Here is a 25,364-nt window from a genome sequence, read left to right as displayed (position 1 = left end):
TTCAAATACTATTTAATTCAAGTGTGAACCCGATGCAAATGTAGAAGTTTCTACGAAACGTTCGTATTTATCAGAATTAAAGAATCGTAAAAGATGTATTTTGCTGTTTGCTTAGATGAATTTCTTTTAAATTTGTCAGACTTACTATTAATAAATATAGATATGAGAAAGATTTCATTCCTTTTAACCGCTTTATTAGTCATTTCCGTTATGAATGCACAGGATCTCAAAGTTATTAAACTCAATGCTCCGGATAAGACACGCGGAGCCGCCGTCATGAAAGCCTTTTCCGACCGTCACTCCGACCGTGAATATGCTTCCAAAGAATTAACTGCTCAGGATCTTTCCGATTTGTTATGGGCAGCCAACGGTATTAATCGTACAGATGGAAAACGTACGGCTCCTTCGGCTTTAAACAAGCAGGACATCGACGTTTATGTGATCATGAAGGATGGTGCTTATCTGTATGATGCCAAAGCACATGCATTAACACCGATAGCCGAAGGCGATCACCGTGGGGCTGTAGGTGCCGGACAGGATTTTGTAAAAGAGGCACCGGTTTCTCTTGTTCTGGTATCTGACCTGTCCCGTTTTGGAAATGTAGGAGAGCATACCAAGCTGATGGCAGCCATGGATGCAGGTATTGTATCGCAGAATATCAATTTGTGTTGTGCCGGAATCGGATTATCGACTGTTCCCAGAGCCACCATGGACCAAGCTGCTTTGAAAAAGATACTCAAATTATCAGACAATCAGGTATTGATGATGAATAATCCGGTGGGGTATCCGAAATAAGAACGGATACCGGTCGAATAGCCAAAACCTTTTTTCACAAATGAATTGAAGATTATTATGTACATTTGCCGAAAATTTGACAAAATGCCTACAATTTTCATAGCCCTCTTTTGCGCTTATCTAGCAGGGAATATCTATATATTCACCAGGGGGGCACAAGCTCTCGTGGCTCAACCTTTTGGTGTGAAAGTGCTTCTGACAGTTCTATTTTGGAGTTGTGGACTTTCATTCGCCGTCAGTATGCTGACTAGAAATGTAAAATATCCGGATATATTGGCATATACGGTCCATGAAGTGGGGACAGGCTGGCTGGTATTTACCTTATATATGGTATTATTCCTGGTAGCATTCGATATATTCAAACTTTTCAACGGGGGTTTTAAATATGGGTTCTACATCTCTTTACTACTGACTTTAAGCCTGTTAAGCTATGGATATTATCATTATCAACATCCGAAGACAGAAGTTATCAACATAGTTATCAACAAGGTTGTCAACAACGATTCCTCCCCGATGAAAGTGGTTGCCATAAGCGATATTCACCTGGGTTACGGAACAAACAAGGCACAACTGAAGAAATATGTAAACATGATCAATGCCGAAAAGCCGGATTTGATTCTGATCGGCGGCGATTTGATAGATAATAGCGTAACGCCCCTTTATACGGAGAATATGCAGGAAGAGCTATCACAATTGAAAGCACCGCAGGGTATTTATATGGTTCCCGGAAATCATGAATACATCAGCGGAATAAAGAAAAGTGCTGAATTTATCCGGTCGACACCGATTCAACTCTTACGTGATACGGTAATCACGCTTCCCAACGGAGTGCAGATTGCCGGACGCGACGACCGTCACAATCCGTCACGCTTGTCTCTCCGGACATTATCACAAAACATTAACCCGGCCCAGCCTGTTATCCTTTTGGATCATCAACCATACGACCTGCAGAATACCGAAAAAGCCGGTATAGACTTACAGTTCAGCGGACATACGCATCGCGGACAGATCTGGCCGATGAGTCTGCTGACCGACTACCTATTCCAGCAAAGTCACGGATACAGGCAATGGGGAAACAGTCATGTTTATGTATCTTCGGGCTTATCGCTTTGGGGACCTCCTTTCCGGATCGGCACAAACAGTGAAATGGTGGTATTCAATATTGCATTCAAGTAAGGCAAGCAAGATATGAAAGTCTTTATTCAATCGATCGTAGCACAACTGTTGTTGAATCCCTACATCTTTTGGCGGGGTTACCAGGCACTACCAGCTAAAAAAAGCTGGCGTATTCCGTATACACTGTTCTTCGTGCTTGAGCTGGCTCTTTATTTTTTCGGCTTTATTTTCCGTAAAGAGTTGCCGGATACGCTCATGACAACCATCCAATATATCTGCAACACCTGGTATATCGCATCCATTTATATCACTCTTTCCTTGTTGACTCTGGAAGTGATCCGGTTGTCGAACCGTTTCTTCCATTGGTTTCCGGGGTGGATCACCCGTCATTGGAAACAAACGAAACTGACATTGTTTTTCGTGATCATTGCCGGTGTTTCCGGACTGATGGTCAAAGCGTACCGGACTGTCGCCTACCCGACCGTCAAAGAAGTATATGTCACGCTACCGAAAGGCAGCAGCGAGCGAGATAGCCTTACCGTGGTGATGATGAGCGATCTCCATATAGGAGAAGTGATAGGAAAGAAAATGGTACAACGATATGTGGCTTTAAGCAATGCACAGCATCCGGATATGGTCGTATTGGTCGGTGACATTATGGATTATGAATCGCGTTTTGCTGAAATGGAGCATATCGAGGATGATCTCCAACAATTAAAAGCACCTTTGGGTGTATATGTCGTGAATGGTAATCATGAATACCGCGCCAACCGTTTCGCAAAATATCGTTGGCTGGCAAAAACCGGTGCCACACTGTTGGTCGATTCGGTCGTACAGCCGGATTCTTCGTTTTATCTGATCGGTAGGGATGATTATATCAATAAAAAGCGAAATGCTTTACATACTTTAATGGCTGACATCGATACCACTAAACCGATTATCGTACTGGATCATCAACCCTGGTCGTTTGCCGAAATGGCGATGAACGGTGTCGATCTCGGTCTTCATGGTCATACTCATAACGGTCAACTCTGGCCCTATCCTTTATTAATGAAGCTGATCTACGAATGCCCGTACGGCTATCATAAAAAAGGGCCGACCCAATTTTATGTTTCATCAGGTATCGGAATAGCCGGTCCGCCTTACCGGGTTGGAACAGTTTCTGAACTGGTTGTACTGCATATTAAATTTAAGTAAGAAAGTTTCTACCCCAACAAAAAAGGGAGTAAACCTTTTTGCTTACTCCCTTTCCATATTCAGTTAAGACTATTATCCTATAGTTTGATCGAACACATATGCAATATTTCCACCATTGGATGCTTTGGGTTTATCTTCAGTCGGGACAGTTCCTTCCTCTGGAGTGCTCAATGTCTTATTATATAGCTCCTGATCGCCCAAAACTTCGATGGCTTTCTCCAGCACTTCGTCCTCTTTCAGGCTTTCCTGTAACTCACCTTTCTGATAATAATAACGCTTCACTATTTCTGAAGCCATAAGTTTCTTGATCTGATCTTTGTAATGATTAAAGTCACGTTCCAAATCCGGTGTTAAACGATTTTCCAGTTCTTTAAAAATGGTAGAATCGTTATCCATATATCCTTCAAACTTGGCAACCTCCTTCAAATTTTTCAGAACCTTCTCACTCTGACGATCGTATGTAAAATTCTTTTCCTTTGCATAGTTTTTGAATGCTTCAAAATCTTCGTCAGAAACAGTAAACTCTTCTACCGGGGGAATAGTCTTATGCTTCTGTGCCCAGTCCGTAACGAAATCCATCAAAATAAAATCAGTTGCCAAATAATACATCATTGTCGGCATCTCTTCCTCTTCTATCTCAAACTCAGGACGTACTCCACCACCGTCACGAACCGGACGCCCCTTGGATGTATAGAATACAGAAGTCAAGCTATCCGGTATGGCATCCACACTGCCGTCTGCCTTCCGATGCGAATAGTCCATCTGTTGAATACAACGTCCGCTGGGGATATAGTATTTACTCATAGTCACTTTCAAACGTCCTTCATAAGGCAGCTCACGAGTAGACTGTACCAAACCTTTGCCATACGACCGCTGTCCTACCAATACAGCACGATCCATATCCTGCAAAGCACCGGACACGATCTCAGCTGCTGAGGCAGAGTTCCCATTGATCAGTACCACCATCGGCATAACTGTATCGATCGGCTCAGTCGAAGTACGATACGTACGGTCCCATTGACTGATCTTTCCCTTGGTCGATACTACTTCTTTCCCTTTCGGAACAAACATTCCGACTATCTGTGCAGCACTTTCCAGCAAACCACCAGGATTATTCCGCAAATCTAGCACCAACGATTTGATCTGATGGTTCTTCTTCAAATCTTCCAAAGCTGCTTTTACCTCCTGCGCACTCTTGTCTGTAAAACTTTTCAGATAAATATATCCGACACCATCACCCCGTACACCATAATACGTAACCTGATCTACCAGGATCTGCTTACGTATCAGTTCCACTTCGCGAGGTTTCTTTTCATTCGGACGCTGTATCTTCAAAACCATTTTGGTATTGGGTACGCCTTTCAGCAACTCGCTTACTTCACTGGATGTTTTATTGCTCGTATCCACCGTATCGATAGCCAGGATACGGTCTCCCGCTTTCAGACCGGCTAACGCAGCAGGCATTCCTTCGAAAGGCTCGGTCACATACACTCCGCCCTCTTTACGTTCACGGATATAAGAACCGATACCGCCATACTCACCCGTCGTCATTATCTTCAGTTCATCCATATCCTGTTCCGGATAATAGACCGTATAAGGATCCAGACCGCCCAACATGGCGTTGATTCCTCTGCGAACTGTCTTCTCTACATCGACCGAGTCCACATAAAACATTTCAACTTCTTTCACCAGGGCATTGAAAATGTCCAGGTTCTTACTTACTTCAAAGCGATTATCTTTCTGAGCTTGTGCAGGTATAACGCTCCCAGCCAGGAGCAGTAAACAAAACAAACCTATCAATCTTTCTCGTCGTATCTGCTTAAACATAGAATATTTAGTTAATTAACGATGTAAATGTATACATAAAACCCTTTTCAGGATACTATCGCATCTACTTTTAACTTTATTTGTTCCCATTTATCATCCGGTATCTGCGCCCCGATCACGTCTATGATATACCCAGCCAAAAGGGAGCCGATGTGGGCAGATTGCTCCAAAGAGGCACCTACAGATTGTCCGTACAGGAACCCGGCAGCGAAATGATCGCCAGCTCCTGTCGTATCGACAGGCTTGCCGCCCTCAGCCGGGACTGCAATAATCTGTCCGTTACTACCGACCAACGCTCCTTCCTTTCCTAAGGTAACCAAAGAAACCCCAACCATTCCGGAAAGTACTTTAACAGCCTCCTGAGCCTTCAATCCGGTAAAAGCTTCCGCTTCACTCTCATTGGAAAACAGAATGTCCACATATTTAGGAATAATATCATCCAGCAAGCCTTTAAAAGCATTGACGATATTAAAGTTTGATAAATCGAGAGCTACTTTCAAACCCAGCTTTTTAGCTTTTTGCATGGTGGTACGGACCAGTTCCTCGTTTACCAGCAAATAACCTTCTATATATATACAATTGTATAGGCTTAAAATCTCTTCTTTGATCTCCTCCGGAGTAATTGTCGGAGCCGGTCCCAGGAATGTTCCCATAGATCGTTCGCCGTCCTTAGAGATCAGGACCGTACAACTGCCGGATATCCCCTCCGTCTTTATAAAATAAGGAGTCACATTCACATCCTTCAATGCTTTTTCATAATACTCACCCACAGAATCCGTTCCTATCTTTCCGATAAAACCGGTATTTGCCCCCAGGCAAGCCATGGCGCGCATCGTGTTACAAACCGAGCCGCCCGGAGCCTGGCTTCTCTCAAGGCGTTCCTGTGTTTTACGGATAGCGATCATCTGTTCCTGGTTGATCATATCCATTGCACCTTTCTTTATACCGACTTTTGTAAGTACATCATCACTATCCAACTGTAGTAAAACGTCCACTAAAGCGTTTCCTAAGCCTATTGTATTCATTTTTTCAATTTTTTTCTGCAAAGATATTGCATATTTCAAAAAGAACCTCTACTTTTGCAGTGCAATTTCAGAAAGGGATGCAACAAGTCCCTGAATGGTTGAAAATTCTTCCTTAGCTCAGTTGGTTAGAGCATCTGACTGTTAATCAGAGGGTCCTTGGTTCAAGTCCAAGAGGAAGAGCAAAAAGACATCGGGAAAGACTGAAAAACATATTCTTCCTTAGCTCAGTTGGTTAGAGCATCTGACTGTTAATCAGAGGGTCCTTGGTTCAAGTCCAAGAGGAAGAGCAAAAAGACATCGGGAAAGACTGAAAAACATATTCTTCCTTAGCTCAGTTGGTTAGAGCATCTGACTGTTAATCAGAGGGTCCTTGGTTCAAGTCCAAGAGGAAGAGCAAAAAGACATCGGGAAAGACTGAAAAACATATTCTTCCTTAGCTCAGTTGGTTAGAGCATCTGACTGTTAATCAGAGGGTCCTTGGTTCAAGTCCAAGAGGAAGAGCAAAAAGACATCGGGAAAGACTGAAAAACATATTCTTCCTTAGCTCAGTTGGTTAGAGCATCTGACTGTTAATCAGAGGGTCCTTGGTTCAAGTCCAAGAGGAAGAGCAAAAAGACATCGGGAAAGACTGAAAAACATATTCTTCCTTAGCTCAGTTGGTTAGAGCATCTGACTGTTAATCAGAGGGTCCTTGGTTCAAGTCCAAGAGGAAGAGCTGAAAAAGACATCGGGAAAGACTGAAAAGACATATTTTCTTCCTTAGCTCAGTTGGTTAGAGCATCTGACTGTTAATCAGAGGGTCCTTGGTTCAAGTCCAAGAGGAAGAGCAAAAAAAGAGATATCTCACTGAGGTATCTCTTTTTTTATGTAGTTTCCTTTCTGTTCCCTCAGCAGGAAACCACAGTTCCCTCCTAAGGAAACGCCAGTTCCCTGCCGAGGAAATTGCAGTTTCCTGCGCAGGGAACTAGAGTTTCCAAAGCAAGGAACTACGAAGAAACTGTAATAAGCTGCAAGTTAGATGGTAAGCCATAAAACAAGAAATAGGAACAATACTTTCCTAAAAGCGCTTACTTTATAGGTCATTTCGATACTGTTAAAACCAGATTATGCCTTCCTGACTCCAGTTCGATGACTTTGTCTCCTTTTATATAATCCGGCAGATAAAGAGTTGCCGTGCTGTTGGCAGGTACAGTTACTTCATATTTGATCTTCTTCTTGTTCCACTCCCATTTCGAAATAATCCGTCCGTAAGGAGAATTATGTTGTGCCTCAAAATGCTTCAACTCTTTTACAAAGTTGGGACGCAGTAATATATGTTTGAAACCCGGCTGTTCCGGATCGGGGAAAATACCTCCTAACCCTTTATAGAACCATCCGCCGATCTCCCCGAACATCATATGATTATCCGAAATATCGCGTTCGGCTTTCAAGTCCCAGTTCTCCAATAAGGTTGTTGCCCCGTTGACAATCCACCAACCCCACGACGGATAAGTATCTTGCGCCGCAACTTTATAGGCAACTTCCGGATATCCGTTTTCACTCAACGCATTCAGGATCGCTTTGGCTCCCAATACACCGACGTCCAGATGAAATCCTGCCTCTTCCACTTTCTTTGCCAGATTTTGTGCAACTTTAGCTATCATATTGTCGGGAACTATTTTCCATTGCAAAGGAACACTTAATTCCGTCTGGCTACCATTCGCATAGATACCAGTTCCCTTATTCAGGTATTTATCATTTACCGCATTTTTGATTTTCTCGGCTAATGCTGTATAATAGGCATAATCATCCTTTTTATTAAACAACTTAGCGGCATTCGCCAGTATCCTGGCATCCACGTAAAAATAGATAGAAGAGGTAAGTTCCTTATTGGACTGGGATTTGACCGGAACCCAATCTCCACGCCCCCAGGTAGTCAGATGGTTAGGACTTGTACGGTCTACATAATCGACATATCGCTTAATGCTCTCATAACAATCGGAGAGTGGTTTGCTATCGCCATAAAACATATATAAGTTCCAGGGGATAATGGCAATTGTACTTGTCCAGTCCAACCCGTTGTCGGTACCGTAGCCCCATCCGCCTGTCGGGATAATATCGGGGAGTACTCCGTTGGGTTGCTGTTCGTCGCGATGGTCGGCCAACCATTTCTCATAGACGGTAATTCCATCAAAATTATACAAAGCCGTTTCAATGGCAAAATGTCCGTCTCCGGTCCATCCGTTCTTTTCACGCTGCGGACAGTCGGTCGGATAGCCCATCAAATTCGACAGGTAGGCGTTATTGGTTGCCCACCACAACTTATTGACAAGTTCGCTCGAAGTACTGATCTGTCCCACCGTAGGAACATCACTATGCATAAAGTAAGCTGTCAGGCTGTTTTGGTCAAGCGCCAACGGCTTATCGCTGGTGACTTCCACATAACGGAATCCTTTGTAGTTGAACTTCGCCATAAATTCATCATTACCACCGCTAAGGATCAGGATATCTGTCTGGAAAGGATCTTTTTCCTTGTCTCCCCGATAATAAACATCAATGTTGGACATATCGATACGCCCATTATCAAAAAGCCGCTCTCCATGTTTAATCCTTACTTCCGTTCCCCTTTCTCCAGATACTTTTATCCGGGTAACTCCCGACATATTCTGACCAAAATCAAAAACGTACGTCTTTTCATCTATTTTGTTGACAGATTTCGCCGGAAGAGTCAATACATTCCGGATCGGACGGGCTTGTTGTGCCGTAACATTTTGGGAAGGGACGCCTCTATATCCTACTCCATTCCATTTAGAATCATCAAAGTCCGGAGTATTCCAACCAGTCTGTTCGAGACGTGCATCGTAATGTTCCCCGGTATAGATACTGTTGAAAACTAATGCACCCGAAGATGTTTTCCAACTAAGATCGGTAGGAATAGTTTCGATACTACCATCATTATAAATGATACGAAGATCCATACAGAAAGCAGGTCTGTTACGCCAGGGAGCCCGGTCGAAATCCCAAACGGCTTTCGATTGATGATTATACCATCCATTACCCAAAAGTACACCTATGGCATTATCCCCATTCTGAAGCTGCCCGGTCACATCGTAAGTTACATACAAGTTACGTCGGTCGAAACGGGTATACAGCGGATCAAGACGATGATCTCCTATTTTCTCTCCATTGATATATAACTCATATAATCCGGCAGCAGCAATATAGGCACGTGCCGATTTTATTGTTTTACCGGCTGCAAACTTCTTACGGAAATAAGGGGCAGGTTGATAGTCCACATCTTTTCCATCGCCTATCCAGGCTCCCTGCCAGTTCCTTATATTCATCATCCCCATTTCAAAAGAGCTGACAGGTGAAGCTATTTCTTTATTTTCCAGATCGCCACCTATCACCTTCCAGTAATATTTAATAAAAGGTTCAAGCTGTTTACCCGCATAAGTAATCAACATATCTCCGGAATTTATTTTTCCGGTATCCCATATATCGGCATTTCCGTTTACAACTTTCATCGAGTCTTTATCCACCAACACACGATAAGATGTTTGTTTTGCCCCTTGCCGGCTGTCTTCCATTTTCCACGAAAGACGAGGAGCCGGATTATCAATACCTATCGGAGTTTCAAGATGGTCACTCTGCAAGTCGGTCAAACGGACAGACTGCCCGTTAGCCCCGGAATAACTAAAGAAAGTAGTAACAGTAATAAATAATATAAGCTTTTTCATTCGTTTGTCATTTTATAGTAATACCGCAAATTAATAAATAAAAATACTATTTACCGGTTTACTTTTTGACAAATTTGTGTCATTTATGCGCTTTTTTAATCAAAGCTCTAAGAGCCGACAGTTATAGATTAATAATTCAGCCATGATTTGAACGCACTGATCTTCTCGCGGCTTACAATGATCTTATCTTTAAAAGGCGGGATCACCTTTACAACCACTTTACCGAGGAAATAACTTTCTATTTTCTGGATAGATTGCACACTTACTACCGTTTGTCGGTTAGTCCGGAAAAAACGGTCGGGATCGAGTTGTTCGCACAGTTTATCCAAAGACATATCTATAATGTATTCTTTATTCTGATGGGTAACGGCAAAAGTGATCTTATTCTCCGTGTAGAAATAAGCGATGTCATCCACTTGCAAAGTAAACAACTTGTCCTCTCCCGAAATAAGGAATCGCGTCCTGTATTTCTTTGCCGGGCTGGTTATATTTTGAAGTATCTGTAAAATATCCCCCTGTTTGCCGAAGTCCCTGTAATATTTAGAGACTAGTTTTTCAAACTTCTCCAATGCCTCGTTCAACCGTTCCTTATCGATAGGCTTCAACAAATAATCTATGCTGTTCACTTTGAAGGCACGGATCGCATATTCATCGTAAGCCGTTGTAAATACGATCATACATTCGGGATTCGCCTGTTCGATAAAAGAAAAAGAAACACCGTCTGTCAACTGGATATCCAGGAACAGAATATCCGGATGCGGATTGTTGTTAAACCATTTCACAGCACCTTCCACATTTCCAGGCAATAACAGTATCTCCCATTCGGGACGCAACTCCGTCAACATCTTGTTCAGCAGACGGGCTGCCGGAATTTCGTCTTCAATAATAGCAGCTCTTATCTTATTCATTCAGTAATGGTATTTTAACGGTAAAACAATTCGAATCATTTTCCACGATAATATCCTGATTACTCATCAGTTTATACCGGGAAGAGAGATTCCTGAGCCCGGTTCCCGACTTTACGACATTTTGTTTAAGCCTTATCTGATTACTTACTACCAACATTTTCCCGTCTTCCGTAGTACTCAGATGAATGGTCATCGGTTTATCCGAATTAATTATATTGTGCTTGATCACATTCTCGGTCAATAACTGTAAAGTAAAAGACGGTATTTTCTTTTCCAATAGAGCAGGATCGATCCTGTTATCTACGAAAAGACAATCCCCTAACCGTACTTGATGCAGGAATATGAACGATTTCAAAAAGGTTATCTCCGAACGCAAAGTAACCAGTCCCTCCTGCTGGCTTTGTAAAATATACCGGTAAACATCCGACAACCGCCGGGTAAATACCACGGCATTCTCCGGATTATATTCTATTTCCGAGATCAGCGTATTCAGGTTATTAAAGAGAAAATGCGGATTTACCTGGTTTTGCAAAGCAACATACTGTGCTTTTATCGCACTCTCCTCCAGTTTGTTCGCCTTTTCATGAAGAACGATCAGTTGCCTGTAAAAATTAGCAACCATCGTCAGGCTGACAATCACCATCTCCACCAGCCACACCACAAAGATCATCCGTACACCTGCTCCCCTCAACGCAAACGGCGAAGGAATCTCCAATAAAACCTTGACAATAGAAAACAACAGATAATTCAGCAGAAACAAAAGCCCGGCCATCAAAATACAATTAATCAACAATTGATGTTTCCCTCTTACCAGAAACTGATAGCTTCTCTTCTGCCATTCATTGATCAGCATTATACTGAACCCTAACGCATTAAAAACAAATACGACTAGCAGGAAAGCCCAGAAAGAGATCAAAAGATTCTGATGCTGCGGAGAAATATCCGAATAAAGCACCATGAAAAAGTAAGAGAAACAGGCTAACCCTGAAAAAAGGAAGAAATTAAAATAATGATTGTATTTGTTCTGCATAATTTGATGATCTATTGTAAACACAAATGTAAGGCTTTCAAAGAAATAAAGAGGCTATCTGATATCAATTTTCAGATACCCCCTTTATAAGAAAACATATATCACGAACCTATCAGAAACAAATACCGACACGGAATCCCAGATTGTTTTGTCCGTTCATCGAATAAGTCAGTAAATCCGTCTGGTTTGTGGCGTAACTGTAATACAAGGCCACATGAAAACCGAAACGCTTGTCCGGCACAGGATAAATATTCATTCCCAGTTCAGGCGATACATAGAAACCCCACGGATTCGAATAATAACGAACTGTCGTCATATAACTGGAATTTTCCGCATACATGGCACCCAATTTCACACCCACATACGGTTTCAGATAATCATTCTGCCCGAAGCGGTAGGAAGTCGTCAGACCAAAAGGCAATTGAAAGGCCGATAACTGCTGGTCGGTCGTTAACGATTCGGTCGGCGATAATTGCAAGGTCTGACGGTCTACATATTTATGATTCGTATGAAAACTCAGGAATGCTCCCAATGACCAGGAAGGCGTTACATAGTATCCTGCTTCAAAATTCATTCCCCAACCGCTGATCTTATCTGCAAAATCCGTATGGATCGGAGCATTCATCTGCCAGTCTACATTAAAATGCAGCTTATCTTCTATCTGTGCCTGTCCTTTCAAGCAGAAAACAGACAGTATCATCAATAATATGAATTGTTTCTTAAAAATGTATCTCATCGTTTTCATAATCTTCCGGTTTTATTATTTATTGATATAAGAGGATTGGGCAAAGGCCTGTTCGACAGCACGCAGTGTCAGTTGCATATCGATGCGCGAATTATTATACATCAAGCCCGAAGCATAAGCATGCCAGATAACCGGCAGATCGACCTTCTTATTCCCATCGGTCGGTTTATCCGTTAAGTCGACCATTTCTGCAACAAATGTGCCGGTGTCATAACTATAGGAAACAGGATACGGATAATACCAGTCATTCCAGAACGGTCCCCAGAAACCGGCTCCCCACCAGCCGTAACCATAGCCATATCCCGGAGAGATGATCTGCGTAGTACTTTGGGCATAGGATAACTGTAAACCGATGTCGGCCTTTTCCTTGTCATCGATCCGGGTATATCCACGGGCATCCATCTCAGTCACTACCTCATTAATGATCTTTTGGGCATTCTCGTCTTTCCAATATTGGGCCTTCAAGCCACTACCGGCTACCAGAATGCTATCAGGAAGATAATAAGAATTGAATTTGTTGAACTGAACATTGCTATCATAATTCGTATAGACAGCATAATCACTGGACAGCTTATTCAGATCCGGGTCTTTCTCGCAGGAAGAAAATAAGGCTGTCACAGCCAAAGCAAATAAAAACAACTTCTTCATACGTCTTTTAATTTTTAAGTAACAGAATTAAATCTAAACACACAACGAATGTCTCTGAAATTCGTTCGATCATCTATTAACAACCAGTCCGTTCTCTTCGAACATAGGCTTATCCAAAACCTCCGGATTTACTTTTTCTTCTTCCGTGACCGGTTTACTTTCTGTCGGCACCGACCTATAATCGGCACACGTAAATGCAGCTAATAACCCCAACAATAATGTGTTTGCCATTTTTCTCAACAATTTTAATCATCCAATCATTCATTTCGATGCAAACTTATTATATAGATGTATTGTAAACTTACTTTATTTTGCCGAAACGAAACAGGAATTTTCCGAAACGTATTTTTCCGCTGCTGAAACGAAACAAGACCTTGTCGACTGTAAGAAGAATTCTATATACGAAAAAAGCACTTCCGTCTACAAACCCCAAAGCACTTTCCTTACAGGACTATCTTCGCTGCATAATCATAAAACAAAAGAGTTATGAACAAAAGAGAAGTCATTTCAGCAGTAGCAAGCCGTTCGGGAGTAGATCCGGAAGATTGCATCAAAGTATTCGATACGTTCGAAGATGTTTTCAGTGAAGAAATAACCCGAAGCAAATGGAAAGGCACGGTATTCGAATACGTCTACGATATCCTGACACGTATCAAAAACAAGAAAGACAGCGGAAGTAATTCGTAATCCCCAGTATCACCCAATTCAATAATCAATATGTATCGTACAATCACTTTTTTATTCCTGCTTATCTGGTCTGTATCCGTAACCGGTGGCTATGCCCAACCAACCGCAAACAACCAACCCGCACAAACTCTACGCGGAACCGTCATCGACAAAGCCTCCGGTCACCCGATGCCGGATGTGACAATTATGCTTTCGGATATGCCCGGAACAGGAACCACCACGGATGAAAAGGGGCAGTTTGTATTATCCGGCATTCCAATAGGAAGACATAATGTACAGGCTACTTATTTAGGTTACGAACTCGGTATATTCAGGGAAGTCCTTGTCACTTCCGCCAAGGAGGTCTATCTGGATATCTCACTGAAAGAGAATGTTCAGGAATTAAGCGAAGTCGTTATCCGCCCGCAGATAAACAAAGAACAGCCTCTCAATAAGATGGCTGTCACCGGAGCCCGTATGCTCAGTGTGGAAGAAGCCAGCCGTTATGCCGGCGGACTGGATGATCCGGCACGCCTGGTCAGTTCGTTTGCCGGTGTAGCTGCCAACCTTTCCAGTAATGGGATATCCATCCACGGGAATGCTCCCCATCTATTACAATGGAGAATGGAAGATGTGGAAATACCTAATCCGAATCATTTTGCCGATATTTCGATATTGGGAGGCGGTATCCTTTCTTCACTCAGCAGCCAGGTTCTGGGTAATTCCGACTTTTTCACCGGCGCATTTCCTGCGGAATACGGGAACGCGGTATCCGGGGTATTCGACATGAAACTGCGGAACGGAAATAACCGGAAAATGGAAAATACGATCCAGGCAGGCGTATTAGGTCTGGATATAGCGTCCGAAGGCCCTTTAAGCAAAAAGCATCAGGCCTCCTATATATTCAACTACCGGTATTCCACGACTGGGTTATTGAACCGTATCTATCCGGGATTAGACATGGGTGGTACGCTCGATTACCAGGATCTGAATCTCAAATTCAACTTCCCGACACGTAAAGCAGGAACCTTTTCTGTTTGGGGAACCAGCCTGATCGATAAATATGAAGGTGACTTCGAAGAGAATCCGCAGGAATGGGAACATACCCGCGACAACTTCAAATCAACAGCCAAACAATATATGGCAGCCGGAGGAATCAGCCACCGCTATTTCTTTCCGAACGATGCGATGCTGAAGACGACTTTGGCCGCCACTTATTCCGAAATGAACGCAACCGAAGATTCCTATGCCGCCGATCATACCTTCACTCCGTTCACCTACCAAAAGAACAAGAACACAAACCTGACTCTAACCTCGTCTTATAACCGGAAATTCAGCGCACGCCATACCAACCAGACAGGTTTCACCTATACCCGGATGTTCTATGATATGAGAATGAACCTGGCTCCGTTTGAAACAGCCCCGTTAAACACCCTGTCCAAAGGGAAAGGACAAACCGACCTGATCTCCGTTTATACCAGTTCCGCTTTCGGGATAACCAACCAACTGTCTATAAACGCCGGTTTGAACAGCCAGATACTGACGCTCAACAATAGCTGGACGCTGGAACCACGTCTGGGAATGAAATGGACACCCACCGCCCGTACCTCACTTGCCCTGGCTTACGGCTTACATAGCCGCATGGAAAAGATGGATGTCTATTTCGTCAACTCCAAAAGTTCCGGCGAGGAATCGGTTAATAAGGATCTCGATTTCACGAAAGCCCATCACCTGATGTTGACACTCGGTTATAAGTTATCCGACAATTTACTTCTCAAAGTCGAGCCTTATGTCCAGTTCCTGTACGATGTTCCGGTCATTGCCGACAGTTCCTATTCCGTCCTCAACCGGAGAGAGTTTTATGTGGAAGAAGCACTGGTAAACAAGGGAAAAGGACGTAACATCGGAGTAGACATCACACTGGAGAAGTATCTGAGCAGAGGATTATATTATCTGATCACAGCATCTGTTTTTGATTCTAAATACAAAGGTGGAGACGGTGTCTGGCATAATACCCGCTTCAACCGCCGGTATATACTCAACACCTTGATCGGAAAAGAGTGGATGCTGGGTAAAAACAAACAGAATATCCTGAGTGCCAATGCAAAATTCACCCTGCAGGGAGGAGAACGTTATTCTCCCCTCGATACGGAAGCCAGTCTGTCTCATCCGGATAAGGAAGCGCAATATGACGAAACACGCGCCTATTCACAACAATATCCGGTCATGTTCATCGCCAACTTCACCGTCAGCTATAAAATAAATAAAAAGAAAGTAGCGCATGAATTTGCTATCAAAGCACTGAATGTAACGGGGACTAAAGAATATTACGGCTATCATTATAACCTGAAATCCGGTGTGATGGAGCGGAACGGGCAAAGTATTCCTATCAGTAATATAAGTTATAAACTAGAATTTTAATCGTTTTACCGACTGGTAACAAATAAAATAGTAATTTCGGACACTTAAAGAGGATGCCGCTATATGACAGACAACCCTATTAATAAACAAACTTTCCTGTATCAGTTTCTAGTCAGTTCCAGATACAGAATAGCGCGTCATATCCTGTTGCTCGTGGCAGTAGCGGCAGTATCACTCAACCAAAACATCTATACATACGGAGCAAGAGTTGAGTTGTTGGATAATTATGTTTACCTGGCAGGTTTCAGTACTCTGATTTCCTATGTTATAGTCGGTTATCTCCATCTCTATCTGCTCGTACCCAGATTATTGCTAAAAAAGAGGTATCTGACTTATATCATTTATTCCGCCAGTTCCATCTTACTGCTTATATTGATACGGTATGTGCAGGAATACTGGATATTTACTTTATCCGGTATTCCTCCGATCAGGAGTTCTTATTTCAATATGGTCAGTATCCTGGATAGTTTATCGGACTTCATGCTGAACATAATCTGTATCACCGGTATCTCCATGACCGTATTACTAAGACATTCGATGATAGAGAACCAACGGGTAAACCTACTGGAGAAGAAACAGATACAGTCGGAAGTGGATAACCTGAAAGAACAGGTGAATCCATCGTTACTATTCAATACATTAAACCGGACTGCCGTGTTATCGAAAAGCGAACCGGAGAAAGCGGCGGATATGGTGTTACGGTTAAGCCAGTTACTACGTTACCAACTGTATGACGGGGCACGCGATAAGGCATTATTAAATTCTGAAATCACTTTTCTGAATAACTACCTGGCACTGGAGAAGTTCTATTCCGATTCATTCGATTATCGGATTGTATCGGAAACGGAGCTGACGGGAGTGCTTATTCCTCCGCTCCTGCTTGTACCGATCATCCAATATGCTTTGAAAAGAACCGGGAAGCAAACAAGCCGTCCATCTATACTCTTGCAGGCAAGCCGGGAAGGGCAGCAGATTTCTATTATCTACCGGTTCGACGAAACCGATACACCGGCTATCCAAGAGTTGGATGGCCTCAAAGCACGTCTCAACCTTCTTTATCCGGGCAATTATTCATTATCCGTTACACAGGACAAAGATCAGGGAACAGGCACTATTCTATTAAAATTGAATACACATGGCAAATAATATAGATTATATAGTATCTGATTTCCTGTTAAGTCCGCGGAAAAGGATTTACAGGCATCTCCTGTTGCAACTGGTCGTTTTTCTTATCACGATCAACGTATTTTGGGATACACCGGACGAACTGATCATTACTCCGGCACGTATCCGTTCATGGATCGGTTATTTCCTGCTCATCGACATACTCATTTATGTAAATGCTTATGTATTGGTACCACGGTTTCTGCTCAAAGGGCGTCTGCTTCTTTACCTGATCACGGTATTTACATTGATTCTTGTATCGATTGTGACATTAGGGTCTCTCCAAACTCTTTTCGAAGATACACGGTTTGAGGAGCTGCCATCCAGCCAGTCGGTAATCTGGTTAAATATCCTGTCTTCAACAATATCCACAGGCTTGTTGGTTGCCGGTTCTTCTGCTATGATGCTCTTTAAACATTGGATCAGCAACAATCAGCGTGTCAGCGAACTGGAAGCCGCCACCCTGCAATCGGAGTTGAAATTCCTGAAAAGCCAGATCAATCCTCACTTCCTGTTTAATATGCTGAACAATGTATATGTACTGATCAGGAAAGGACGTGACGAAGCAGCAGATGTATTGTTCAAATTGGAAGACCTGTTGCGTTACCAGTTCAACGACAGTGCCCAGGACAGGATACAACTCAGTTCTGACATCCGTTTTATGAGTGATTTCTTGAACCTGGAGAAGATACGCCGGGATAAGTTTAATTATACCATTTCCAAAGAGGGCGATATCAACAGTGTATGGCTCCCCCCCCTGTTGTTCATCCCTTTTGTAGAAAATGCAGTCAAACACAATACGGACGGGGAGAATGCTTCGTTTGTATATCTTTCTTTCAATGTGCAGGATAACCGGTTGACCTTCCGGTGTGAAAACTCGAAGCCTGCCGAAGAGGAAGAAAAAGACAACCGTATCGGCGGACTGGGCCTGAAGAACATCAGGCGACGATTGGATTTACTGTATCCCGGCCGCCATTCGCTAGAAATCATAGAAGATAAACATAGTTACATCGTTAATTTACACCTGGACTTATGAACTGTATCATCGTAGACGACGAACCTCTGGCCCGTGAAGCGGTAGAGATGCTGATAAATGAAACCGGAGGACTGACACTGGCCGGTAGTTTCAACAATGCCACTTCGGCTGCCCGGTTTATCGAAGAGCATCCGGTCGACCTGATATTTTTGGATATCCGCATGCCCAAAGTGACCGGACTGGAGTTCGCCCGTACCATTCCTAAAAGCACTCTCGTGATATTCACTACTGCTTATGCCGAATATGCAATCGACAGTTACGAGGTGGATGCCGTCGATTACCTGGTGAAACCGATTGTCTCCGAGAGATTCCAAAAAGCGGTTGAGAAAGCCAAATCATATCATGCACTTCTGTTGACGGAAGAAAAGGAAAATATCGAAAACGTGGAGAGCGAATTCATATTTGTCAAGTCCGAACGTCGTTTCTTCAAAGTCAATTTTAAGGATATATTGTTCATCGAGGGCTTAAAAGATTATGTAATCATTCAACTTCCCGACCAGCGCATCATCACCAAAACCAGCATGAAAGCAATACACGAACTACTTCCTAAAGTATTCCTGCGGGTAAACCGTTCTTACATCGTCAACACCCAACAAATAGCCTCTTTCGACAATAACGATATCTACATCGACAAATACGAAATAGCCATCGGCAACAATTACCGCGATATCTTCTTTGATGAATTTGTTGCAAAAATGGGAAGGCTGTAATCCACATCCTACTTTTAATAAAAAGAATAATAAGGGCATCCCTTGTTTATTGAAAGATTTATTTACATTTGTAGATTACAAATTAAAACAATCTTAGCTATGGAATTACAACTGATACAACAAAAGATTTTTGAGATCAGAGGGTATAGGGTGATGATGGATTATGATCTGGCAAAACTCTACGAAGTAGAAACAAAAGAATTAAAACGAGCTGTAAAGCGAAATATTACTCGTTTTCCTTCCGATTTTATGTTCGAACTTTCTGAGAAAGAGTATGAAGCTTTGAGGTACCAATTTGGCACCTCAAACTCCACAGACCATTTGAGGTCACAAATTGTGACCTCAAAAAGAGGAGGTAACAGATATCTACCTTTTGCTTTTACAGAGCAAGGAGTTGCTATGCTATCCGGTATTCTCAGAAGTCCCAAAGCTATTGAAATCAACATTGCCATCATGCGTGCTTTCGTCTTGCTACGCGAATTGACAACCGGTTATACAGAAATAAAAAAACAGTTAGATCAGTTTATGCTTGATACAAACCTGCAAATTGCTGATATTTATGATATACTGAATGAAATGGCTTTAAAACAAAAACAGCAGGATAAGCCACGCAACCCGGTTGGATATGTCATCCCGAAAAAATAAAGTATTATCTTTGCACCATGGGAAAAAATAAGTTAGCAAAGTTTGACGATATGGCGGAATATCCGCATGTTTTCCAGTATCCGTTTGCCGTTCTGCAAGAGAAAGGATTTGAGTTGAAAGGACACTGGCACAAGGAGTTTTTCAAGAATGACAATCCGATCGTGCTTGAATTGGGTTGCGGTAAAGGTGAATATACAGTGGGACTGGCACGGTTGTTTCCCGATAAGAACTTTATCGGCGTAGACATCAAAGGTGCACGCATGTGGACCGGAGCCAAAGACTCTTACGAATCGGGAATGACCAACGTTGCTTTCCTCCGGACCAGCATCGAACTGATCTCTCATTTTTTTGCAGCCGGTGAGGTTGCCGAAATATGGCTTACCTTCCCCGACCCACAGATGAAAAAGGTCAACAAGCGCCTGACATCCACCCGCTTCATGAAGATGTACCGCGAAATACTGTCCGGCGACGGCATTATCCACCTCAAGACCGACAGCAATTTCATGTACACATACACCTGCGAAATGGCGAAAGCCAACAACTACCCCGTCTTGTTCAGCAACAACGACCTGTATCATTCAGGACTGGTAGACGACATCCTGTCTATCAAAACCTATTACGAACAGCAATGGCTCGACCGCGGACTGAACATCAAATACATCAAGTTTGTTTGTGAGGAAAGAGATGAACTGATCGAACCGGATGTAGAGATCGAACTCGATCCTTACCGCAGTTTCAATCGGAGCAAGCGCAGCGCATTGGCTTCCGGCAAATGAAAGCAATTGACAATTACTAGTGATAATAAATACAATTCAATAACTTAAAGGGCAATTGATAAGGGACAATCTTAATTGTCAATTTTCAATTGTCAATTTTCAATTAAACTCATGGCTATATATCCTAAACTAATCATGGACGCACTAGCCAAAGTGCGTTACCCGGGGACAGGGAAAGACCTTGTCGAAATGGGCATGGTGGAAGACAACATACGGATCGACGGCAATAAGGTAAGTTTCTCACTCCTTTTCGAGAAACCTAACGATCCGTTTATCAAATCAGTCGTAAAGGCTGCCGAAACAGCCATCCTTACCTATGTAGGTGAAGAGGTCGACATCAAAGGAAACATCGAAGTGCTGGCACGTCAGGCAGCACGTCCCGAACCGGACAAACTGCTTCCGCAGGTAAAAAATATCATTGCCGTATCTTCCGGAAAGGGAGGTGTAGGTAAAAGTACGGTTGCAGCCAACCTGGCTGTGGCACTGGCCGGTCTCGGTTATAAAGTAGGTTTGCTGGATGCTGATATTTTCGGTCCTTCGCAACCCAAAATGTTCAATGTAGAGGACGCCCGTCCTTATATGGAAGAGGTTGACGGACGCGATTTGATCCAGCCGGCAGAAAACTACGGAGTCAAACTGCTGTCGATCGGTTTCTTTGTGAATAAAGAAGATGCCGTTCTATGGCGCGGTGCTATGGCAAGCAATGCCTTGAAGCAGTTGATCGGCGATGCCAACTGGGGCGACCTCGATTATTTCCTGATCGACCTGCCACCGGGAACAAGTGATATTCATCTGACAATGGTACAGACACTGGCTATCACCGGTGCTATCGTTGTCAGCACACCGCAGGAAGTTGCCCTGGCCGATGCCCGCAAAGGTATCAGCATGTTTACCGGCGAAAAGATCAATGTCCCGGTACTGGGACTGGTCGAAAATATGGCCTGGTTCACTCCAGCCGAACTCCCGGAAAACAAATATTACCTGTTCGGTAAAGAAGGAGCCAAACGTCTGGCAGAAGAACTGAATGTTCCCTTGTTAGGACAAATACCTATTGTACAAAGTATCTGTGAGGGAGGCGACAACGGTACACCTGTTGCCCTAAACCCCGATACGATCACCGGAGCCGCTTTCCGCGATCTGGCAGAGAACGTAGTCGAACAGATCAATTACCGCAATGCAAACATAGCTCCTACACAACGGGTTAATGTCAGTAAAAGTTGACAGTGGACAGTTTGAGTCCGATTTATAGACAAATCGGCTGAAAGCCGAATAACTGTCAACTGTCACTTGTCAACTGTCAACTGAAAAAGAAAGAGCAGGGTTCCCCGTCGGAAGCCCTGCTCATCTTTTTTCCTGTACAGGAAATCATCATCACATCTCATCAAAATGAAAGTCTAACCCCGAACTGCACCGATGCACAGAGTGGCTGCTCTTTCCGGATCGTCTCAACCACACTCTTATCATCAAAATAATAGGCGATACCGGGTTCGGCATAGATACTAACGGGTTTTGCTATATCATATTGTACCCCGAGCGATGCCAGGGCAGAGAACTGCACTTTATCCACATCGAGGTCAGTCTTACTTTTACGCTGACGGGCGTTATTCAGATAATAATCCGTATTCAAACTTCCGTCCACACACATCTCCGCCATCGCCCCCGCAGAAGCATAGAGAGATAAACGGTCTTTCTTCCAGATGGTATAATTCACTTTCACAGGTATTCCCAGATAGTGTAACCGCTGTTCCTGCTTGTAATAATCCCCTTCGCCGGCTGTCAGTTCCGAAGAAAGGAAGGTATAAACCAGTCCGCTCTCCAGCGAGAACCGGTCGCTGATCTGTTTCTTCACCGTAACACCCGCAGAAAGAGGGAAACGGTGTTTCATCTTAGTCCCCGTCGGGCGCTGGTAATTTTCGGCAGCGATCTTCTCAAACATCGTAAAATCAGCTGTTTCCCGGAAGTAAGGAGCATTCGACGCCACATGATTCATATAGTCGTCGAATGTCCCTGAACCCGGGTTATTATTCACACTTACATCCGAACGGGTTGCCGGCATGCTGAACATCTGCAAACCTCCTGTGGCAGAGGTATTGCCGTTAAACATATTTCCGGCATATAAACCGAATGTCCACCCTTTCGGGGAAGAAGCAGCTTTCACTGGAACCGGCTCGTAACTCTTCTCCGGAACATATTCATACCGTCCGCTTTCCACTACCGAACGATTGTTGTACGAATTGTTTTCCGCAACATTCTCTTCTGTTATCTCTCCATGAAAATAGGCTGAGATAGACATGTACACTTCCGACACCACCTGCGACAAGTCCGGCAATTCAGCTTCAACCTTTTTTACCTTGGCTACCAGCGTTTTTGTGATCGGTTGCGACGCTATCGGCTCAACCGGCACGACCGGAACAGGTGTAACAGACGAAGTCTCACCTTGTGGAACAGGAAGAACGATGTCCGACAAGACCGGTTCTATCTCCTTATCTATCCCCATAAAGTAAAGAGCAGACCCCAAAACTGCCAAGAAAGACACTGCTGCCGCCAACCAACGATAAGGGAAGCGACGAACTTCAGGAGCCGGAGCGAACGCAGCTTCCAGCCTCTCCCAGCCATCCTCCGGCAACGGCAGACGGTATTCAACCGACCGATTCCGGTATTCCTCAATTAATTTATCTTCCATCTTCATCTTCTGGCTTCTTTCTGAATGTAATCGTTTACTTTCTTTATCAGCATTGCTTTCGCCCGGCACAACTGCGACGACGATGATCGTTCGTTTATGTGTAAAAGCTCGGCAATTTCTTTATGACTTCGTTCTTCAAACGTATATAAGTTAAACACGGTGCGATAGCCCGTCGGTAACTCCTGGACGAATTGCATCAGGACCGACGTCGGGATCTGTTCGATCTCCTCCGGAGGCTCTTCTTCTGTCTCAGCAATACTGTCAAGGGGGACTACTTGTTTGAGGACATCCTTTTTCCGAAGGTACTCCAATGCCGTATTTACAAATATACGGCTCATCCACGCTTTCAAACTCCCTTCTCCACGGTACGAAAAACTTGAGAAGGAGGCGAATACTTTCAAAAATCCGTCATGCAACAGATCGTAAGCTACGTCCATACCTCCTGTGTACCGGAAGCAGATGCTCAACATCTGTTCCGCATAAGTATCGTAGAGTTCTTTACGGGCTGCATTCACACCCCGCATACACTGCTTTATCAGTTCTGCTTCACCCATCAACGCCGCGCGTGTTTATTATATAAATGTAATGACTGCGGGAATACTGCATGCGATTTCTAAAATTTTCAGCCAAAGTAGTAAAATAATACGGATATCCTGCAGGAAAACTTCATCCAGTACTGAAACAATCATTTTGCCACCCTATTGGCAGACTTCTGCCATACTAATGGCAAGGTACTGCCAATACGATGGCAGAGCCTTGCCATTAGCATGACAAAACCTTGTCACCGTCATGACAAAGGCAATACAGACTCATAAGGACATCAAATCATATACAGAATACCATCCTTAATCACCGTATCCACAATGTTCATTCCTATATTATAAGGCAGGAACTTATAAGACGGATGTTTCAACAGTATCAGATCCGCTTTCTTACCGACATCGATACTTCCGGTCTTCCCTGCCAATCCCAAGGCTGCAGCACCGTTTATAGTCAGAGCGGTCACCGCTTCTTCGGGTGTCAGTTTCATCTGAATACATGCCAGGGCAAATAACATCGGAATGGAACAGGAATAACAATTTCCCGGATTATAATCGGAAGCCAAAGCAACCGCACAACCGGCATCTATCATTTCACGCCCACGAGGATACGGTTTGTTTTGTGAAAAAGAACTGAACGGAAGTAAAGTAGCCACAACCCCGCTACGTGCCAAACGCTTAATACCCTCGTCTGAAACATGCAGCAAATGATCAGCACTGACTGTTTTCAGCCGGGCAGCCAATTCCGCCCCGTCAAAAGACGCCATTGAATCCGTATGCATTTTCAGTTTGAAACGCTGGCTGCGGGCTGCACGAAGCAAACGTTCTGCCTGCCGCAAAGAAAACAAGCCCTGGTCACAATACACATCACAGAAAGAAACCGACCTTTCCAAACGTAGCTCCGGTAAAATCGTTTCTATCATATAAGTGATATAATCGTCTGTCTGATGCATATATTCGGATGGAGTAACATGTCCTCCGAAATAGGTAGATACAACATCTATCGGATGCTCTTCATTCAGATCGGACATTACACGAAGTTGTTTCAGTTCCGTCTCCAGATCCAATCCATAACCACTCTTTCCCTCTACGGTCGTCACTCCCATGTTGAACATTTCATCCAGACGCTCATAACCCGTTTCCCACAGTTGTTCAAAATCACATGAACGAGTAGTACCGACAGTCCCCAAAACATCTTCACGATATTCTCCGGCAGACAAGGAGCCATTTCCCTTTAAACGTTCGGAAAAGATCGTTTCCCGGTAACCTCCGAAAAGGAAATGCGTATGGCTGTCTACAAAGCCGGGAAGTAACGTTCGTCCCGTTGCATCGATTTCCAGATAATCATCCGCATCGACTGTACGTAAAATCTCACTGGTCGGACCGACATGTGTGATTATACCGCCGGAAATGACGACGGCACCATCGTCTATAATATGAAGGTTAGACATTTCCGCACCTCTTTTGGCTGCAAAACCGGAGCAGGTAATAACTTGCGAGGCGTTCCTTATTAGTAATTTATCTCCTTCCATTTTCTCATTTCATTATTCAGGCCCAAACACATGTCAAATCTTTCTCCGACAATAGCCTACCCGAATGTAGTCTAATTGATGACGTTTTAATTCTTACCCACAATTCGTTAAAGTGGGCTACAAGGTAATTATTTAGATGTAGCCGGACAATCCCGTTTTATATGTTTAGAAGCATATCACAA

General features: G+C 43.6%; 22 protein-coding genes and 7 tRNA genes. 18 read left to right on the top strand and 11 right to left on the bottom strand.

Annotation, left to right across the window (positions count from 1 at the left end):
- The first annotated feature begins 162 nt into the window (after positions 1–162).
- The 3 genes from DXD68_RS17540 to DXD68_RS17530 all read left to right on the top strand — a co-directional run bounded on the left by DXD68_RS17540 (position 163) and on the right by DXD68_RS17530 (position 3,108).
- Positions 163–795 (top strand): SagB/ThcOx family dehydrogenase, encoded by a 633-nt coding sequence (locus DXD68_RS17540; RefSeq protein WP_122362813.1) that lies wholly within the window; start codon positions 163–165, stop codon positions 793–795.
- An 84-nt stretch (positions 796–879) separates the two neighbouring features.
- Positions 880–1,971, top strand: a complete 1,092-nt coding sequence (locus tag DXD68_RS17535) for a metallophosphoesterase (RefSeq protein ID WP_122362812.1) — start codon at positions 880–882, stop codon at positions 1,969–1,971.
- Positions 1,972–1,983: 12 nt separating this feature from the next.
- Positions 1,984–3,108, top strand: coding sequence for a metallophosphoesterase (locus tag DXD68_RS17530; protein WP_122362811.1), 1,125 nt, complete (start codon positions 1,984–1,986; stop codon positions 3,106–3,108).
- Positions 3,109–3,180: 72 nt separating this feature from the next.
- On the opposite strand, the gene DXD68_RS17525 is transcribed toward DXD68_RS17530, so the two are convergent.
- Positions 3,181–4,935, bottom strand: coding sequence for a S41 family peptidase (locus tag DXD68_RS17525; RefSeq protein WP_122362810.1), 1,755 nt, complete (start codon positions 4,933–4,935; stop codon positions 3,181–3,183).
- A gap of 47 nt (positions 4,936–4,982) precedes the next feature.
- The gene (locus tag DXD68_RS17520) at positions 4,983–5,960 is read right to left on the bottom strand and encodes an adenosine kinase (RefSeq protein WP_122362809.1); all 978 of its coding nucleotides are present in this window, start codon (positions 5,958–5,960) and stop codon (positions 4,983–4,985) included.
- Between the two features lie 106 nt (positions 5,961–6,066).
- Here DXD68_RS17520 and DXD68_RS17515 point away from each other — a divergent pair.
- The 7 genes from DXD68_RS17515 (at position 6,067) to DXD68_RS17485 (ending at position 6,787) form a co-directional block, all read left to right on the top strand.
- Positions 6,067–6,140 (top strand) — tRNA-Asn (locus tag DXD68_RS17515).
- Positions 6,141–6,173: 33 nt separating this feature from the next.
- Positions 6,174–6,247 (top strand) — tRNA-Asn (locus DXD68_RS17510).
- A 33-nt stretch (positions 6,248–6,280) separates the two neighbouring features.
- Positions 6,281–6,354 (top strand) — tRNA-Asn (locus tag DXD68_RS17505).
- Positions 6,355–6,387: 33 nt separating this feature from the next.
- Positions 6,388–6,461: transfer RNA gene (locus DXD68_RS17500), tRNA-Asn, on the top strand.
- A gap of 33 nt (positions 6,462–6,494) precedes the next feature.
- Positions 6,495–6,568, top strand: a tRNA-Asn gene (locus DXD68_RS17495).
- Positions 6,569–6,601: 33 nt separating this feature from the next.
- A tRNA-Asn gene (locus DXD68_RS17490) sits at positions 6,602–6,675 on the top strand.
- A 38-nt stretch (positions 6,676–6,713) separates the two neighbouring features.
- A tRNA-Asn gene (locus DXD68_RS17485) sits at positions 6,714–6,787 on the top strand.
- Positions 6,788–7,039: 252 nt separating this feature from the next.
- Here DXD68_RS17485 and DXD68_RS17480 read toward each other — a convergent pair.
- From DXD68_RS17480 to DXD68_RS24325, 6 genes are all read right to left on the bottom strand, one after another.
- Positions 7,040–9,679, bottom strand: a complete 2,640-nt coding sequence (locus DXD68_RS17480) for a glycoside hydrolase family 78 protein (RefSeq protein WP_122362808.1) — start codon at positions 9,677–9,679, stop codon at positions 7,040–7,042.
- A 128-nt stretch (positions 9,680–9,807) separates the two neighbouring features.
- Entirely contained in the window at positions 9,808–10,587 is a 780-nt protein-coding gene (locus DXD68_RS17475; RefSeq protein WP_122362807.1) for a LytR/AlgR family response regulator transcription factor, read from the bottom strand.
- On the bottom strand, positions 10,580–11,617 hold the full coding sequence (locus DXD68_RS17470) for a sensor histidine kinase (RefSeq protein ID WP_122362806.1): 1,038 nt from the start codon (positions 11,615–11,617) through the stop codon (positions 10,580–10,582). Before DXD68_RS17470 ends, DXD68_RS17475 begins: the two co-directional genes overlap by 8 nt.
- Before the next feature lie 112 nt (positions 11,618–11,729).
- A complete protein-coding gene (locus tag DXD68_RS17465; RefSeq protein ID WP_122362805.1) occupies positions 11,730–12,362 on the bottom strand; it encodes an outer membrane beta-barrel protein in 633 nt (210 codons plus the stop codon).
- Between the two features lie 15 nt (positions 12,363–12,377).
- Positions 12,378–13,010 carry a DUF4136 domain-containing protein gene (locus DXD68_RS17460; RefSeq protein WP_122362804.1) on the bottom strand — a complete coding sequence of 211 codons (633 nt, stop codon included), beginning with the start codon at positions 13,008–13,010 and terminating at the stop codon, positions 12,378–12,380.
- 69 nt (positions 13,011–13,079) lie between these two features.
- Positions 13,080–13,241 carry a hypothetical protein gene (locus DXD68_RS24325; protein ID WP_199715731.1) on the bottom strand — a complete coding sequence of 54 codons (162 nt, stop codon included), beginning with the start codon at positions 13,239–13,241 and terminating at the stop codon, positions 13,080–13,082.
- Between the two features lie 255 nt (positions 13,242–13,496).
- On the opposite strand from DXD68_RS24325, the gene DXD68_RS17455 reads away from it, so the two are divergent.
- The 8 genes from DXD68_RS17455 to DXD68_RS17420 all read left to right on the top strand — a co-directional run bounded on the left by DXD68_RS17455 (position 13,497) and on the right by DXD68_RS17420 (position 21,649).
- Entirely contained in the window at positions 13,497–13,697 is a 201-nt protein-coding gene (locus tag DXD68_RS17455; protein WP_122362803.1) for a hypothetical protein, read from the top strand.
- Between the two features lie 30 nt (positions 13,698–13,727).
- Complete coding sequence (locus tag DXD68_RS17450; RefSeq protein WP_122362802.1) at positions 13,728–16,097, top strand: TonB-dependent receptor; 2,370 nt, start codon at positions 13,728–13,730, stop codon at positions 16,095–16,097.
- 63 nt (positions 16,098–16,160) lie between these two features.
- The gene (locus DXD68_RS17445; RefSeq protein ID WP_122362801.1) at positions 16,161–17,243 is read left to right on the top strand and encodes a sensor histidine kinase; all 1,083 of its coding nucleotides are present in this window, start codon (positions 16,161–16,163) and stop codon (positions 17,241–17,243) included.
- Complete coding sequence (locus DXD68_RS17440) at positions 17,233–18,297, top strand: sensor histidine kinase (RefSeq protein ID WP_122362800.1); 1,065 nt, start codon at positions 17,233–17,235, stop codon at positions 18,295–18,297. Before DXD68_RS17445 ends, DXD68_RS17440 begins: the two co-directional genes overlap by 11 nt.
- Positions 18,294–19,007, top strand: coding sequence for a LytR/AlgR family response regulator transcription factor (locus DXD68_RS17435; RefSeq protein WP_122362799.1), 714 nt, complete (start codon positions 18,294–18,296; stop codon positions 19,005–19,007). The genes DXD68_RS17440 and DXD68_RS17435 overlap by 4 nt, the downstream gene beginning before the upstream one ends.
- Before the next feature lie 99 nt (positions 19,008–19,106).
- The gene (locus tag DXD68_RS17430; RefSeq protein ID WP_122362798.1) at positions 19,107–19,652 is read left to right on the top strand and encodes an ORF6N domain-containing protein; all 546 of its coding nucleotides are present in this window, start codon (positions 19,107–19,109) and stop codon (positions 19,650–19,652) included.
- Positions 19,653–19,669: 17 nt separating this feature from the next.
- Positions 19,670–20,428: a tRNA (guanosine(46)-N7)-methyltransferase TrmB gene (trmB, locus tag DXD68_RS17425; RefSeq protein WP_122362797.1), complete on the top strand. Its 759-nt coding sequence runs from the start codon at positions 19,670–19,672 to the stop codon at positions 20,426–20,428.
- Between the two features lie 111 nt (positions 20,429–20,539).
- Complete coding sequence (locus DXD68_RS17420) at positions 20,540–21,649, top strand: Mrp/NBP35 family ATP-binding protein (RefSeq protein ID WP_122362796.1); 1,110 nt, start codon at positions 20,540–20,542, stop codon at positions 21,647–21,649.
- Between the two features lie 160 nt (positions 21,650–21,809).
- Here DXD68_RS17420 and DXD68_RS17415 read toward each other — a convergent pair whose 3' ends face one another.
- From DXD68_RS17415 to hutI, 3 genes are all read right to left on the bottom strand, one after another.
- Entirely contained in the window at positions 21,810–23,117 is a 1,308-nt protein-coding gene (locus DXD68_RS17415; protein WP_122362795.1) for an outer membrane beta-barrel protein, read from the bottom strand.
- A complete protein-coding gene (locus DXD68_RS17410; RefSeq protein WP_122362794.1) occupies positions 23,114–23,665 on the bottom strand; it encodes an RNA polymerase sigma factor in 552 nt (183 codons plus the stop codon). Before DXD68_RS17410 ends, DXD68_RS17415 begins: the two co-directional genes overlap by 4 nt.
- 266 nt (positions 23,666–23,931) lie before the next feature.
- On the bottom strand, positions 23,932–25,182 hold the full coding sequence (gene hutI / locus DXD68_RS17405) for an imidazolonepropionase (protein WP_122362793.1): 1,251 nt from the start codon (positions 25,180–25,182) through the stop codon (positions 23,932–23,934).
- Positions 25,183–25,364 lie beyond the last annotated feature (182 nt).

Source organism: Parabacteroides sp. TM07-1AC (assembly GCF_003480915.1).
In the GTDB taxonomy this organism is placed as follows: Bacteria; Bacteroidota; Bacteroidia; order Bacteroidales; family Tannerellaceae; genus Parabacteroides; species Parabacteroides chongii.
Note: the sequence above shows the minus strand (reverse complement) of the source record. Positions and strands in the feature narration are given on the sequence as shown.